Origin of the sequence: Absicoccus porci (genome assembly GCF_003725415.1) — a bacterium.
Taxonomy (GTDB): Bacteria; Bacillota_I; Bacilli_A; order Erysipelotrichales; family Erysipelotrichaceae; genus Absicoccus; species Absicoccus porci.
In genome coordinates, this window is the sequence record NZ_RJQC01000002.1 from 600,981 (window position 1) to 613,889 (window position 12,909).

Below are 12,909 nucleotides of genomic sequence, written 5' to 3' on the forward strand. Positions count from 1 at the left end.
GGAATGAGCTATGAGAATAACGGTGATGGAGGCGTCAGATCTGCTTGATGTAAGCCCGGATTTTCTTCGGATAGCCCTGCAGCAGGAAAAGCTGCCTATCGGTATTGCCATCAAGATCCGAGGAAGTACTAGATTTAAGTACTTCATTAATCCGGCGGATCTAGCCAAGTACATGCATATCAGCTTAAAAGAGCTTGAAAAAAGAAAAGAGCGACTACACAGATTTGACGGACGTAGCGCTCAGTTGGATATGTAATTATCCAGCAACAGTATAACACAAATTCATGAGCATGACGGACTGGGTAGGCAAATTCTACAGTTTTTGATTGCATGATTGAAATCTTAGTGTGACACCTCCTTTCTATATTTTTTTCATTTGCTCACACTTGCATCGTTGATGGTTATTCATATCGTCTGCCTGGCCCGTCATGCTCATGGATGTAGAGGAGAAAGAAAACCAAAAAATCATGAATTTATTTGAATCGGATGATTATACGACCATCGTCATGGACAGCCATGAACAATGGCTGAAAGAGCGCGGCAAAGGCATTGGCGGAAGCGATGCGGCGGCCGTCATCGGCATGAGCCCATGGAAATCACTGCAAGAGCTGTGGCGTGAAAAGAAGTACGGTGCAGAGGAAATAAGCAATTATGCCATAAAGTACGGCACCGAAGCCGAAGCGCCATTACGGAAACTTTTCACATTAAAACATCCGGAACTTGACGTCCAGCATATGGACGATGTAACGCTCGAATCCAATGAAAACAGATTTATGCGTTACAGTCCGGACGGGCTATTGTATGACAAGGATACAGGCAGAAAAGGCATCCTGGAGATCAAAACGTCAATGATAAACAGTTCGATGGCCTATCAGAACTGGAAAGATGACAAGGTGCCTGACCAATACTATATCCAGACCCTGCACGGTCTTTTGGTTACTAAGTTCGACTTTGTCATATACACTGCCGAGCTTCGATTCGTCGATGGATCGTCCAAGATCATCGAACGCTCTTATCAGACAAAGGATGTACAAGATGATCTTGAGATATTGAAGAATAAGGAAATTGAAGTTTGGAATGAATATTTCTTAGCGGACAAAGAACCGCCATTCCAGTTTGATCTATAGGAGGAGGAAAAGATATGGAATTTACATTAGTGCCATCCATTGGAGAAGATGGGCATATCAAAACAAATGCAAGTGAATTGTTGAAAGAGATCGAAAAGCCATTGCAGAAGTACAACTACGTCGTTACTGAAGAGACGTACTCACAGGCAAAGACTGACAGAGCAAGTTTGAACAAGATCGCTACACGTATCTCCGATGAAAGAAAACGGATCGAGAATGATGTATTCAAGAACTGGATCCAGGACAAGAAGGATATTATGGAGGTCGAGAAAAAGATAAAGGCAAGCTCGGCCAAATTAGGTGAAGGCATCACCGCTATCGATGATAAAGAGAAACAGGAAAAAGAACAAAGGATCATCGATAAGTGGAATGAAGAAGTCGGTGAACTTTACAATATCCAGGCCCTATGGAACAAGAAATGGCTCAACAAATCCTATTCCTTTGCTGATATCGAAAAAGACATTGCCAAGGCCAAAGAGAAAATCGATAAAGATATCCTTATCCTGAAGACGTTCATCCCGGATGACCGGGCCGAACAGAAGATGATTTTCAATGTCTATCGAAAAAGCCTGGATGTGACCCTGGCAAAGGTAGAAGCGGACCGTATCAGGGACGCACATGAACAGGAAAGACTAGAAGCCGAAAAAAAGAAAGAGGCCGAACAGGCACATCTTAACTTCACGAACGGAACAGTTGAGACAAGTGAAGGAGCTGAACCGGTCCAACAGGATGAAAAGCCATCACAAGAAGAAGTGCAACCGATGGAAACTGAACCAATCTATTTTGCTCAGTTCACGGTCGAAGGAACAAGAGACCAGTTGGAAGCCTTGACCAAGACATTGGTTCAGGCACAAAAAGAGATCGGCATGAAAATGAAGGTCGATAAGAAAGGACAAGCATAAATGAACAACAGCCTAACAAAAAGAAACAAGAAACAAGCACCGAGCTTTCAGAGCTTCATGAAATCACCGGTCGTGGTGAGGAACATCACCGAGACATTAGGCTCGGAAACAAAAAGCAAAAAATTTATCGCAAGCTTAATTTCGTCGGTTTCGACGAATCCGGCATTGAGCGAATGTGATCAGGCATCCATCGTGAGCGCCGCATTGCTGGGAGAGGCGTTAAACCTGTCACCAAGTCCACAGCTTGGCCATTATTACATGGTTCCGTTCAACGACAAGAAGAACAGTGCAAAAAAAGCGACCTTCCAGCTTGGATATAAAGGTTATATCCAGTTGGCTATCCGATCCGGACAGTATAAACGGATCAATGTGGTCGCTGTCAAGGAAGGCGAATTGATTGGCTATAATCCATTTGATGAACAGATCGATGTAGAACCTATCATGGATGAAACCATTCGTGAGAACACGCCTACGGTCGGTTATTACGCCATGTTTGAACTGGTCAATGGATTCAGGAAGGCTATCTACTGGTCCAAGGAAAAGATGCTCTATCATGCCGACAGATACAGTCAGGCATTCCATAAAGATGAAGGAACGGTAAATACACGAAATGGAACGGTGAAAAGGGTGTCTTTTGAAGACTTTGAATCCGGCAATTACGACCCAAGAACGGAATGGCTGTATTCAAGCTTCTGGTACAAGGATTTTGACGGCATGGCATACAAGACCATGCTCAGACAGCTCATCTCCAAATGGGGCATCATGAGCATCGATATGCAACAGGCATTCACCAATGATATGAGCTATAAGGACGGATTCGACGCACAGCCGGTATATGTAGACAATGACACGGAAAACAGCGCCATCGAAGACGTACCGACCAATGCGACCAACAGTGAAGAACACAAAGAAGCGGACACTATCGATATCGATGCCGAAGAAGGGTTCAGCCTCGTATGATACTGGCCATCGACCCGGGGAACAAGGAAAGCGCCTTTGTCGTCGTTGAGAATGATCTAGATAAGGTACTTAAAAAAGGGAAGGTATCCAATGATGAACTGATGGATATCATCCGTAACCTTCCAAGACACGATATAGATCATATCGCGATCGAGATGATAGCCAGTTACGGCATGGCGGTCGGTGCAACGGTCTTTGATACATGTGTATGGATAGGACAGTTCAAATTGATGTGTCAGACGATATTTGACAAGGACCCGACACTTATATACCGCAAGGATGAAAAAATGTGTCTATGCCACTCTATGAGGGCAAAAGATAGCAATATCCGACAGGCATTGATCGATAGATTCGGTGGCGTCGGTACAAAGAAGGATCCAGGCTATTTTTATGGATTCAAGAAAGACATATGGTCGGCTATGGCGGTTGCCGTAGCTTTCCATGATCTGTATTTGGCAAAAGACCAGTTTGGTCTGATATAGCCAAAACAATTATTATTTTTTAATTTTTTTATTATTTATTTTATTTTTATATTTTTTAATTTTTTCATATTTTTATATTTTTAAAATTTTTAGTGAGGTAGCGAATGGCAAGAAAGGGATATATAAAGATGTATCGTCAGATCATCGATAGTGATGTATGGTGCGATGCTTATAAATTCAAATTATGGTCCTATTGCCTTATGAAAGCGTGTCATAGACCTCAAAAGGCCCTTGTCGGGAATCAGATCCTGCAGTTGAAAAAGGGCGAATTTATCACCGGAAGAAATGATATCGAACGTGAGTTTAACAGAGGCTGTAAAGAAGAAGACTTTGTAACGGGAAGAACACTGATCCGCTGGCTGAAGATTTTCGAAGAGATGGAGATGCTGTCCATCCGGTCAACGAACCGATACAGCATCGTCACCGTGCTCAACTGGGAAAAATACCAAAATAAATAGCGTGTCCAGCAAAAAAGGCCGTTTTTTGTCAAAGAATTATGTGATTTTAAAAAAAGGTCCGATTTTTGTCCAACAAACCAAACTCGCTAAAAGCCCGTATTTAAGGCATTTCATAGACTTCAAAAACTCAAAAAAATACATTTTTGTCCAACAAATGTCCAACAAATGTCCAACAGATGTCCAACAGATGTCCACATACAAGAATGTATAAAGAATGAATAAGAATGTATAAGAAGGCCGAGCGTTCTTAGCAGTGCAGTGGATTTATTTAGTAAGGAGCCGTCATGACGAAAAATGAAGTGATCGAATTCATCAACAAGAAAAAACCGAAATATACGACCTATCTGACCGGACTGTCCAAAGAACAGAAATGGGCACTTATCGACGAATGGCATAAAGCTTTTGACAATGTGCCATCTCAAAGCGTAGAGGAGGCATTTGCACGGCATGAGGAAGTATCCAGGTTCTTTCCTTACGTGAGTGAACTGGAAAGATACATGAACGTCTCCGAAGGCTCGGCAAATGATAATTCTTTTTCCCAGCGTTGGTATTCTCACTTTCCGCAAAAAGGAGAGATCATCTACAACGACAGGGATGTCGAATGGGCAACGTTTGAGGACTGGAACAATCTGCCGGAAGATCTTGCTAAACGAATGCGGTTTGTTCCAGATAATTCAGATCCAGAGCGATTGGAACTGCTAAAGGATGTCCAGACTATGCAATTGGAGGTTTTTGGTCAAAGCAGTGTAGATGATGCAATTGGAGGTGCATAAAATGAAAAGCTATCATTGGTGGAAAAAGCAGAAAAGACGAGTACAGAAGAAATACACATTATTTTTGAGCGGGTATCTATCACCAAAAGAACTGAAACAATTGTATAAAGAATTGAAAAAAATCGAACAAAAATTATGACAAAAAAAGGAGGATAAGCAGCATGGAAATTCGTGAACCAAAATACAAAGTAGGAGATAAAGTCACGGACATTCACGGTGAAACTTACATTATTTGCAACATTTTAAAATATCGTTTTGATTCAGACGAATACATCTATGGAATGGAAGCGATAGACAGTAAATGCTCAGATATTGAAAGCGAAATATATTTAAAGCCCGTGCAAAAATCTGTATGGGATTTAGGAGTTGGCGATGAGTATTATCATATCGAAATTGGTCATAATCAGGTGAACAAACTTGTTTGGGATTGTGAAAAATATGATTTTAATTCACGCAGTATGGGCAATGCTTTTTTAACAAAAGAAGAAGCCGAGTTTGAACTAGAGCGAAGAAAAATTGAAACGGAAATGCTTAGATTCGGTGGAAGCCGAATTAATAAGTGGAATGACCCTGTGTTCATTACCTGTGGTGGTTCATTAGACGTCGAATGGGCAAACGATACTTGTTGGTTTCCACAAGGTGCGATTTTGTTTGAAAAATGTGAAGATGCAGAAAACGTAATCTATGAAATTGGAGAAGATAGAATTAAAAAGTATATCTTCGGAGTGGAACCATGTATGGAGTAATCACAGACGAAGAGCTTAAATTGATTGATGAAGAACGTGAAGCAGAAGATTCATTAGACTGGCGGTCGCCAAACTACGAAGAACGATGGGTCGACAGATACGAGGAGGATGACACATATGAAAATGAGTGAGGAGGAACGATCATGACAAGGCTTAGTGCATTCAAACCGTATGCAGAATATCGCAAAGGATATCACAAAGCTATCTACGACGTTACCGAGTGGTTGGCCAATCATCACGATTATATGAAATTTAACGGATGCTATTCGGCCAAGCGCTTTCCTCACGTAATGCGTGCCATATCCCTGCAATGGGAACAACTGATGAAGTATGGCGACGAAGCAGATATCTTGCTTCCAGATGAAGCATTCCCAAAAAGCAAGTTGGAAGCGATGAAAGAGAAACATCCAAGCAAAATTGAAAAACAAGTGAAAGAATTGGAGGACTTTTGGAAATGATCAAAACAGATGATTTAAATGAATATGTACTACTTTCCGTGCTCAAAAACTTTTGTGAAGCAACAATCAATGATAGCGATTGCGATTGTTCGGGGTGCAAGATAAAAGCGATTTGTGGTTATGGCTTTGGATTAAAAGAAATTAAAGATTTGGATATCAAATATGAACCCGATGATAAAAATAACATTAATGATATTACAGTTACATATCTTCGATCAAATAAAAATGCGGAGGAAAAACAATGACTGAATTGGAAAAAACAAAAATTGAATTAAAATTTTCGATAAATTTATTTTCAAGGTTTTGCGAGCTTGTGGAAAAAGATCTAGGTACAGAAAAAGTAATAGCTTTGCTGTTTTTGGCTCAAGCAAAAGCGATTGATAGAGAACTGAATAATGACATTGAATCGAACGAGGATAAAGTATTATGATCAATCGAATCGTATTGACCGGTCGTCTGACCAAAGATCCTGAGCCAAGGACAACAAAGACAGGAAAGACGTATGTATCCTTTGCACTTGCCGTTGACCGGAGCCGAAAGGTAGAAGGCCAACCTGAAGCTGATTTTATCAACTGTGTTGCATGGAATCGGCAGGCGGAGGCCATGGCACAATATTTACATCGTGGATCGCTGATTGGTATTGACGGGCGTCTGCTGTCAAAGCACCCGTTTGACGTACTGATGTGGCGCTTTGCACCCGATCTTCCGGAGGAGTGGGATATATGACGATGGAGAAAACAAATGACGAAAAAATACAAGACTACGGAACAGGCAATGATATATGAGATCCTGGAGAAATACCCGGAGCTGAAAGAGCGTATGCTGTATGACTATGCAGGCATAGCCTATGCAACATACGAGAAGATCAAGAAGGGCAAGAGCGTTAGACCGACGACAGTAAGGCGCCTTGTTGATGCGATACGGCATCTGAACAGCTTGGGATCGTGGCAGGCTGTAGAGGATACTCTGTATGGTGATTCGATTGCCAGGGGGGCATATGCCTACGGGCAACAAATCATCGCAGAATGACATACAGAAAAGGAATATGAAGAGACAAATGGAACTTGGAGGATTATGTATCCAGTACGGCCTTACCAAAGCGGATCTTATGTAGATGGACTCGATTCGAAAATATGGCAAACAGGAGCTTGTTGATTATATCATCGAACATCATATGACCTTGAAATCGTGCAAAAAGGTGTATGAGTCTTCCAAGGCATTTGATGCGATCAACTGGAGGAAATCAATGTGAAAGCAAGAGTATATGCCGTCTATGATGGCGATGACTGCCTCTTTGTTGGTAATACATGTGAGGTGGCACGGTATCTGGAACGTTCGGTAAATAGCTTGTATTCTAGCATATCGCACTATAAGAAAAAGCACGACGGCAAGACGGGCGAGATGCCGATCGTTTTTCACGGCAGAAAGACACTGGCCAGGATAGAGGAGTGATCAAATGGATGCAAAAGAGTATTTAAGAGGCATTAGGAAGATATCCTACCAGATAAAGGAAAAGCGTGAAGAGATTGCAACACTGCAGGCTCAGATAGAGGGAGGCAGCATTGGTTTTGAATCCGACGGGACGCAGTCCGGTCACACCGATACAGAGCGGAATGCCCACATGATCATGGACCTTACGGCCTTGAAAGACGAACTGGATCACCAGTCGGACATGCTTATACTTGCAATGGAGAAGGCAATCCGGCTGATAGCGCAGATGGATGACCCACTATCACAGAGCATACTCCGACTGAGATATGTCCGATTTGAGTCATGGGAAAGCATAAGTACGGATCTCAATTACTCGGTTCGACACGTGCATCGTCTTCATGCGATAGCACTTGGCGAGTTCCAAAGAATTTTGGATAAAATGTAAAACATGTCATACTATGTCACACTTTTATTTGGTAATATGGTAGTGTACGAAGTTCAACGAAAAGAGGCCGTCGTATAGGTACATTAAGGCGGTCGGAAAACGGTCATGTTCAACCTTGTTTCGTCGGACTTTAACAAATAAGCACACGAGGCGGATGCAATAAGCATGCCGCCTTTTATCGTGCCTATTTGAACGAAAGGAGGTATTGCGTGACTGAAAAGCAGATGCTATTTGCAGAAGAGTACTTGAAAGACCTGAATGCGACAAGAGCTTATTTGGCGGTTTATAAAAACGTTAAAAGTGAGCGCGTTGCAAGTGCTTGTGCTTCTAAATTGTTAACAAAAGCTAACGTCAAAGCCTATATAGAAGACCGACTGGAAAAAATTCACGACGAAAAAACCGCAGATGCTAAAGAAGTCATTGAGTACCTCACATCGGTCATGCGTGGCGAGTCTAAATCTGAGGTGCTTTCCTTGTGTGGAAGCGGCTGCCAGGAAGTTATCGAGAAAAAACCGGAAGAAAGAGACAGACTAAAAGCGGCGGAATTGATTGGCAAAAGATATGGACTCTTTACGGACCGATTCCAGATCGAGAGCGAGAAAGAAGAACTGTCTAAGCTTGATCAGCTGCTATCGGATATAACCAATGTTGCAAAGGGTGACGGCTCATGAGCTTTGAACTGTCGATCAAGCAGAAAGAGTTTTGGAATGACGCCAACCATCGTTGGAATGTTAAGACAGGTGCCACGCGTTCTGGGAAGACATGGCTAGATTATTATATGATTCCTAGAAGAATACGGGAGAGGCGCGGAAAGCCCGGTACTGTAGTTCTATTGGGCAACACGCAAGCAACCCTTGAACGTAATGTTTTGGAGCCGATGCGGCGGTTATATGGTGACCTGGTAGGAGGCATCCGCAATGATAACAAGGTGCGTTTGTTTGGCGTTGAGTGCTATGCTTTGGGCGCTGACAAGAAGACACAGACCAAGCGCATTCAAGGGGCGAGCATCTCATACTGTTACGGTGATGAGGTAGCGACCTGGAGCCCTGAGATATTCGAGATGTTGAAATCACGTCTTGATAAACCGTATTCGTGCTTTGATGGGACGTGTAACCCGGACAATAAGAATCACTGGTTTAAGAAGTTTCTTGATTCGGGCGCCGATATATTCCAGCAGAAATACACGATTGATGACAATCCTTTTCTGCCTCAAAACTTCGTGGACGCGTTGAAAGCAGAGTACCGCGGAACGGTATACTACAATCGATACATCCTTGGTGAGTGGTGCAATGCCGAAGGTTTGCTATTCCCCCAGTTTGCCGATAATCCGGATAAGTGGATAGTGGACGATCTTCCTTTGTTCCAACAGGTCAACATTGGGCTTGATATTGGAGGGACAAGATCGCACAGTACTTTGGTTGATACTGGTATAGAAGTTGGATATAAATCGATAGTGACGTTCGCAGAGCGCAAGATCGTACATAGCAAGGGCACTATCGATGCCAAGCGTTTGTGCGATGAAACGGTATCGATGATCCTGGCACTGTATCAATCCGGTATCGTGGCAAGCTATGTGTTCGTGGACAATGCCGAACAGGTACTTCTTAACTCTATCCGGGCGGCGGTATTTGGTGCTGGGCTTCCAACACAGGTGGTTGATTGCCGCAAGGTTACCGGAAAGACAAGGATATTGATATATAATCAACTCCTAAATCAGAACCGAATGAAATTTACACGGGCCGTACCTAACGTAATCGAGTCACTAAGTACGGCCTTATATGATACGAAAAAGCAGGAGGATACGATCCTCGACGATTTCACGACGGACATCGATACTTTCGATGCCCATTTTTATAGCTGGAGCCGATATATGGAGTACATCACAGGTTATGGAGGTATGTAATGTCAGTACTTTTTAAGATCATAGAGAATCTTGGATACACAGTTTCCAATGATTTACAGAATTATTACTCAGAGATTGATACCTGGATGGCCTGGTGGCGAGGGTTCGATCCAGAGTTTCATCGATACAAGATCGTTAGCAATAGTCATGCGATCGTCATGAAACGAAAGACTATGAAGATGGCGAAGAAAGTTTGCGAAGATTGGGCCAATCTATTGCTCAATGACAAGACATATATCGAAGTGTCAGATGACGCTAGTCAAGTCTTTTTGACCGGTGACGATGTGGATCAGAGTGGTGGTGTACTTGGTGCGTCTAAGTTCTGGAAGCTCGGCAATCGTACGGTGGAAAAAGAATTCGCGACAGGGACGGCCTGTATGTATCTGGACCTTGTGAGCCCGGTGTATGACGGGCAGACACTGAGCGCTTCAAGCGTGCGGATCAAGTACATCAGTGACGCACGTATGATCGTGCCGCTTTCTCATGATAATGGCGAGATTACTGAGTTGGCTTTGGCATCCGAACATATGCGAGAGGGAAATAAGTATTTTTACATACAGATTTTTTGCAAAGCGGATGGAGGACAGTATGAAGTACGTAACTACTACTACCTGATCAAGACTAACGGCAACTATGAGAGAGTGCCGAACCTTAACGGCGAGGCAGAGAGTTATCTGCTTCCGTGCAAGCCGTTTGTTGTCTTGACGCCAAATATTGAGAATAATATCGCACCGGTTCCTATGGGACTATCGATCTATGCCAACGCCATCGACCAGTTGAAAGGCTGTGATCTTGGGTACGACAATCTGTATAACGATATCTTGCTTGGCAAAAAGCGTGTGTTCATGAATCAGGCCATGTATAAGCTCAAGAGTGCGTATGTCGACGGTGACGACGCAAAAGGTAACCTGACGCTTGATATCCCGGGCACGATAGAATCAAGCCTATACGTTGTTACCGGTGACCGGTTACCAGATCAGCAACAATTTATCCAGGATTACAATCCGAGCCTACGCGTGGATGAAAACAAGGAGAACATCCAATTGAATTTAAATATTCTATCCGCCAAGGTTGGATTTGGGCAGAATCGATACCAATTTGGAACGCAATCCATGGCAACTGCCACAGAGGTACGCGCATCAAATAAAGACCTGACTGAGTCGGTTTGGAAGCAACGGATCCAGATACAGGAAGCTCTTACAGACCTGACAAGAGCGATACTTATCATCGGCAAAGAAAAGTGCGGCGCACCGGTCAATCCGGATGCACGCATCACGATCAAGTTCGACGACACGATGTTTGCGGACGAAGAATCCGAGCGTTTGCGTATGATGCAAGAGATAGCGGCCGGAATCGTCAACAAGTATGAGTACCGGATGAAATATCTTGGCGAAGATGAAGAGACCGCAAGAGCAAGAGCGGCGGAAAGCAGTTCGGCGGCATCGGCCGGTATAGATGATATGTTCTTTGGCGGATCCGGCGGTACTGCCTGATGCTTACACCGGAGTACCTGGAACAGGTCGGCTCTGATCTATCGGATTTATATTATGATCTTGAAACGGAGATCATTGCCGATATTGCTGAGCGCTTAAAGATCAATGGCGATCGTATGACCACCACGGCCGAGTATCTGGTCATGAAGCTTGAGCAGATGGGATACCAACATGAATATATCCAGAGGAGACTGGCCTCGATCATGAACATATCTGAACAGAAAGTAAGTCAGATACTTGACGACAGTACGTATCAATCCATGCGTGACAGTTTGCAAAGAGCAAAGACGTACGAATCTGTGGATGGCTCGTCAATTAGCTTTGATGAGCAGATATTGCAAAGCAAGACAGCCATAAATGCGGAACTTAAGAATCTGACCAATTCAACAGCACGGATGGCCACAAATACCATGCTTCGTACGTTTGATGACGCCTACATGAAAGTATCAAGTGGAGCTTATTCATTGAATCAGGCCGTTGATCAAGCTATTAAAGAGTTGATCGACACAGGTATCGGACAGGTAACTTACAGGTCCGGAACTAAGCGAAACATAGATACGGCCGTTAGGGTTGCCGTTCGCACTGGCGTAAATCAAAATGCGTTGAAGTGTGAAGAGCAGCTACTTGAAGCTACGGAGCACAACTTAGTAGTCGTATCTGCACATATGGGCGCCCGACCAAGTCATGCAGAATGGCAAGGAAAGATATATTGGCGCGATCATCCGGAAGGCGATTACGAAAATTTCGAAGAAGCAACCGGATATGGGACGGGCGCGGGACTTGGCGGATGGAACTGCCGCCATCAATTCTTTGCATATTATCCGGAGATGGGTAACCCTTATGAAGACGTTGATACGAATGGTAATCAGGAAGTATATGAACTAACGCAACAGCAAAGATACAACGAGCGCATGATCCGCAAATGGAAGCGTCGTAAAGCCGTTTATGAAAAAGCCGGATTAGATACTACGTTGGAAAACCAAAAAATCCGTGAATGGACAGAACGAAACAATGCGTTGATCAAGTCAAGCAAATATTTGAAGCGACAGTATGCGAATGAAAAAGGTTATGCTGTCATGCCGATAGAAATGTATAGAAGAAAAGGGCATACCCACAGAAAAACGGCTCACAATGGTGGAAAAATTATTGATAAGGCTTTATACAATAGAATAACTAAACCAGCTATAAAGGCGGGTGCTGATATACGTATTGCGGATGATAAATGGCAAAAGCATTTAGAAAATCAGCAAGCTAGCGCAGTATCGATTGGAAATATTATTTTTTTTAGTAAAGAAGCTACGGTTTCCGATGTATTAGAAGAAATTCACCATTTTTATCAAAATAAGAAGGGCATGAATGATCATTTAGGAGTAAAAGAACGCGCTATTTTAAATGAAATTGACGCAAAGGAATATTTGCTATCTTCCGCTAAAAAATATAAAATACCATTAGAAGAGGTAGAACTTACAAAAAAGCAATTGGAATCTTATAAGAAAGAAAAGGAAAAACTTAAGAAAGAAGGAAAATGGCATGAAAATAGTTAAACAATTGCCCGCGGGAGAATATACGGTTATTGAAGTGTCAGAAAAAACGTATTTTGGAAATTACGCCGTAATTGATGGTAAAGAGTACCCTACTGCAATTGCTTACGATCTACCCAACTGTATCGGTATTAAAGGCAGTGGAAATTTTGTTAATAAAGATGTAACTTTTCATGATTAATGAAGCATA

Annotated in this window: 22 protein-coding genes; all 22 read left to right on the top strand. The window is 42.9% G+C overall.

Annotation, left to right across the window (positions count from 1 at the left end; translation table 11 throughout):
• The first annotated feature begins 10 nt into the window (after positions 1-10).
• Positions 11-256 (top strand): hypothetical protein, encoded by a 246-nt coding sequence (locus tag EDX97_RS07755; protein WP_128520582.1) that lies wholly within the window; start codon positions 11-13, stop codon positions 254-256.
• 178 nt (positions 257-434) lie between these two features.
• A complete protein-coding gene (locus EDX97_RS07760) occupies positions 435-1,127 on the top strand; it encodes a YqaJ viral recombinase family protein (protein ID WP_183164309.1) in 693 nt (230 codons plus the stop codon).
• Between the two features lie 14 nt (positions 1,128-1,141).
• Complete coding sequence (locus tag EDX97_RS07765; RefSeq protein ID WP_128520584.1) at positions 1,142-2,029, top strand: DUF1351 domain-containing protein; 888 nt, start codon at positions 1,142-1,144, stop codon at positions 2,027-2,029.
• Positions 2,030-2,989, top strand: coding sequence for a recombinase RecT (locus tag EDX97_RS07770; RefSeq protein ID WP_128520585.1), 960 nt, complete (start codon positions 2,030-2,032; stop codon positions 2,987-2,989).
• Positions 2,986-3,471 carry a hypothetical protein gene (locus EDX97_RS07775; RefSeq protein ID WP_128520586.1) on the top strand — a complete coding sequence of 162 codons (486 nt, stop codon included), beginning with the start codon at positions 2,986-2,988 and terminating at the stop codon, positions 3,469-3,471. The genes EDX97_RS07770 and EDX97_RS07775 overlap by 4 nt, the downstream gene beginning before the upstream one ends.
• A 200-nt stretch (positions 3,472-3,671) precedes the next feature.
• Positions 3,672-3,929 (top strand): hypothetical protein, encoded by a 258-nt coding sequence (locus EDX97_RS07780; RefSeq protein WP_183164310.1) that lies wholly within the window; start codon positions 3,672-3,674, stop codon positions 3,927-3,929.
• 284 nt (positions 3,930-4,213) lie between these two features.
• On the top strand, positions 4,214-4,702 hold the full coding sequence (locus tag EDX97_RS07785) for a hypothetical protein (RefSeq protein ID WP_128520588.1): 489 nt from the start codon (positions 4,214-4,216) through the stop codon (positions 4,700-4,702).
• 1 nt (position 4,703) lies between these two features.
• Positions 4,704-4,841: a hypothetical protein gene (locus EDX97_RS11740; protein ID WP_183164311.1), complete on the top strand. Its 138-nt coding sequence runs from the start codon at positions 4,704-4,706 to the stop codon at positions 4,839-4,841.
• A 22-nt stretch (positions 4,842-4,863) separates the two neighbouring features.
• Positions 4,864-5,448, top strand: coding sequence for a hypothetical protein (locus EDX97_RS07790; RefSeq protein ID WP_128520589.1), 585 nt, complete (start codon positions 4,864-4,866; stop codon positions 5,446-5,448).
• The gene (locus EDX97_RS11745) at positions 5,436-5,579 is read left to right on the top strand and encodes a hypothetical protein (RefSeq protein ID WP_183164312.1); all 144 of its coding nucleotides are present in this window, start codon (positions 5,436-5,438) and stop codon (positions 5,577-5,579) included. Before EDX97_RS07790 ends, EDX97_RS11745 begins: the two co-directional genes overlap by 13 nt.
• 12 nt (positions 5,580-5,591) lie before the next feature.
• A complete protein-coding gene (locus EDX97_RS07795; protein WP_128520590.1) occupies positions 5,592-5,906 on the top strand; it encodes a hypothetical protein in 315 nt (104 codons plus the stop codon).
• A complete protein-coding gene (locus tag EDX97_RS07800) occupies positions 5,903-6,151 on the top strand; it encodes a hypothetical protein (RefSeq protein ID WP_128520591.1) in 249 nt (82 codons plus the stop codon). Before EDX97_RS07795 ends, EDX97_RS07800 begins: the two co-directional genes overlap by 4 nt.
• Positions 6,148-6,336, top strand: coding sequence for a hypothetical protein (locus EDX97_RS07805; RefSeq protein ID WP_128520592.1), 189 nt, complete (start codon positions 6,148-6,150; stop codon positions 6,334-6,336). Before EDX97_RS07800 ends, EDX97_RS07805 begins: the two co-directional genes overlap by 4 nt.
• The gene (locus EDX97_RS07810; protein WP_128520593.1) at positions 6,333-6,632 is read left to right on the top strand and encodes a single-stranded DNA-binding protein; all 300 of its coding nucleotides are present in this window, start codon (positions 6,333-6,335) and stop codon (positions 6,630-6,632) included. Before EDX97_RS07805 ends, EDX97_RS07810 begins: the two co-directional genes overlap by 4 nt.
• A gap of 15 nt (positions 6,633-6,647) precedes the next feature.
• A complete protein-coding gene (locus tag EDX97_RS07815; protein ID WP_128520594.1) occupies positions 6,648-6,935 on the top strand; it encodes a hypothetical protein in 288 nt (95 codons plus the stop codon).
• Between the two features lie 219 nt (positions 6,936-7,154).
• A complete protein-coding gene (locus EDX97_RS07820; protein WP_128520595.1) occupies positions 7,155-7,358 on the top strand; it encodes a hypothetical protein in 204 nt (67 codons plus the stop codon).
• 4 nt (positions 7,359-7,362) lie between these two features.
• Positions 7,363-7,782 (top strand): DUF1492 domain-containing protein, encoded by a 420-nt coding sequence (locus tag EDX97_RS07825; protein ID WP_128520596.1) that lies wholly within the window; start codon positions 7,363-7,365, stop codon positions 7,780-7,782.
• Positions 7,783-7,991: 209 nt separating this feature from the next.
• Positions 7,992-8,453, top strand: a complete 462-nt coding sequence (locus EDX97_RS07830; protein ID WP_128520597.1) for a terminase small subunit — start codon at positions 7,992-7,994, stop codon at positions 8,451-8,453.
• A complete protein-coding gene (locus tag EDX97_RS07835) occupies positions 8,450-9,685 on the top strand; it encodes a phage terminase large subunit (protein WP_128520598.1) in 1,236 nt (411 codons plus the stop codon). The genes EDX97_RS07830 and EDX97_RS07835 overlap by 4 nt, the downstream gene beginning before the upstream one ends.
• On the top strand, positions 9,685-11,178 hold the full coding sequence (locus EDX97_RS07840; protein WP_128520599.1) for a phage portal protein: 1,494 nt from the start codon (positions 9,685-9,687) through the stop codon (positions 11,176-11,178). Before EDX97_RS07835 ends, EDX97_RS07840 begins: the two co-directional genes overlap by 1 nt.
• Positions 11,178-12,722 carry a phage minor capsid protein gene (locus EDX97_RS07845; RefSeq protein WP_128520600.1) on the top strand — a complete coding sequence of 515 codons (1,545 nt, stop codon included), beginning with the start codon at positions 11,178-11,180 and terminating at the stop codon, positions 12,720-12,722. The genes EDX97_RS07840 and EDX97_RS07845 overlap by 1 nt, the downstream gene beginning before the upstream one ends.
• Entirely contained in the window at positions 12,709-12,900 is a 192-nt protein-coding gene (locus EDX97_RS07850) for a dsRNA-binding motif domain-containing protein (protein WP_128520601.1), read from the top strand. The genes EDX97_RS07845 and EDX97_RS07850 overlap by 14 nt, the downstream gene beginning before the upstream one ends.
• Positions 12,901-12,909: the final 9 nt, after the last annotated feature.

Excerpts from the sequence above, each read along its gene's own strand:
- EDX97_RS07755 (WP_128520582.1), top strand. The coding sequence starts at position 11 with ATGAGAATAACGGTGATGGAGGCGTCAGATCTGCTTGATGTAAGCCCG.
- EDX97_RS07760 (WP_183164309.1), top strand. The coding sequence starts at position 435 with ATGGATGTAGAGGAGAAAGAAAACCAAAAAATCATGAATTTATTTGAA.
- EDX97_RS07765 (WP_128520584.1), top strand. The coding sequence starts at position 1,142 with ATGGAATTTACATTAGTGCCATCCATTGGAGAAGATGGGCATATCAAA.
- EDX97_RS07770 (WP_128520585.1), top strand. The coding sequence starts at position 2,030 with ATGAACAACAGCCTAACAAAAAGAAACAAGAAACAAGCACCGAGCTTT.
- EDX97_RS07775 (WP_128520586.1), top strand. The coding sequence starts at position 2,986 with ATGATACTGGCCATCGACCCGGGGAACAAGGAAAGCGCCTTTGTCGTC.
- EDX97_RS07780 (WP_183164310.1), top strand. The coding sequence starts at position 3,672 with ATGAAAGCGTGTCATAGACCTCAAAAGGCCCTTGTCGGGAATCAGATC.
- EDX97_RS07785 (WP_128520588.1), top strand. The coding sequence starts at position 4,214 with ATGACGAAAAATGAAGTGATCGAATTCATCAACAAGAAAAAACCGAAA.
- EDX97_RS11740 (WP_183164311.1), top strand. The coding sequence starts at position 4,704 with ATGAAAAGCTATCATTGGTGGAAAAAGCAGAAAAGACGAGTACAGAAG.
- EDX97_RS07790 (WP_128520589.1), top strand. The coding sequence starts at position 4,864 with ATGGAAATTCGTGAACCAAAATACAAAGTAGGAGATAAAGTCACGGAC.
- EDX97_RS11745 (WP_183164312.1), top strand. The coding sequence starts at position 5,436 with ATGTATGGAGTAATCACAGACGAAGAGCTTAAATTGATTGATGAAGAA.
- EDX97_RS07795 (WP_128520590.1), top strand. The coding sequence starts at position 5,592 with ATGACAAGGCTTAGTGCATTCAAACCGTATGCAGAATATCGCAAAGGA.
- EDX97_RS07800 (WP_128520591.1), top strand. The coding sequence starts at position 5,903 with ATGATCAAAACAGATGATTTAAATGAATATGTACTACTTTCCGTGCTC.
- EDX97_RS07805 (WP_128520592.1), top strand. The coding sequence starts at position 6,148 with ATGACTGAATTGGAAAAAACAAAAATTGAATTAAAATTTTCGATAAAT.
- EDX97_RS07810 (WP_128520593.1), top strand. The coding sequence starts at position 6,333 with ATGATCAATCGAATCGTATTGACCGGTCGTCTGACCAAAGATCCTGAG.
- EDX97_RS07815 (WP_128520594.1), top strand. The coding sequence starts at position 6,648 with ATGACGAAAAAATACAAGACTACGGAACAGGCAATGATATATGAGATC.
- EDX97_RS07825 (WP_128520596.1), top strand. The coding sequence starts at position 7,363 with ATGGATGCAAAAGAGTATTTAAGAGGCATTAGGAAGATATCCTACCAG.
- EDX97_RS07835 (WP_128520598.1), top strand. The coding sequence starts at position 8,450 with ATGAGCTTTGAACTGTCGATCAAGCAGAAAGAGTTTTGGAATGACGCC.
- EDX97_RS07840 (WP_128520599.1), top strand. The coding sequence starts at position 9,685 with ATGTCAGTACTTTTTAAGATCATAGAGAATCTTGGATACACAGTTTCC.
- EDX97_RS07845 (WP_128520600.1), top strand. The coding sequence starts at position 11,178 with ATGCTTACACCGGAGTACCTGGAACAGGTCGGCTCTGATCTATCGGAT.
- EDX97_RS07850 (WP_128520601.1), top strand. The coding sequence starts at position 12,709 with ATGAAAATAGTTAAACAATTGCCCGCGGGAGAATATACGGTTATTGAA.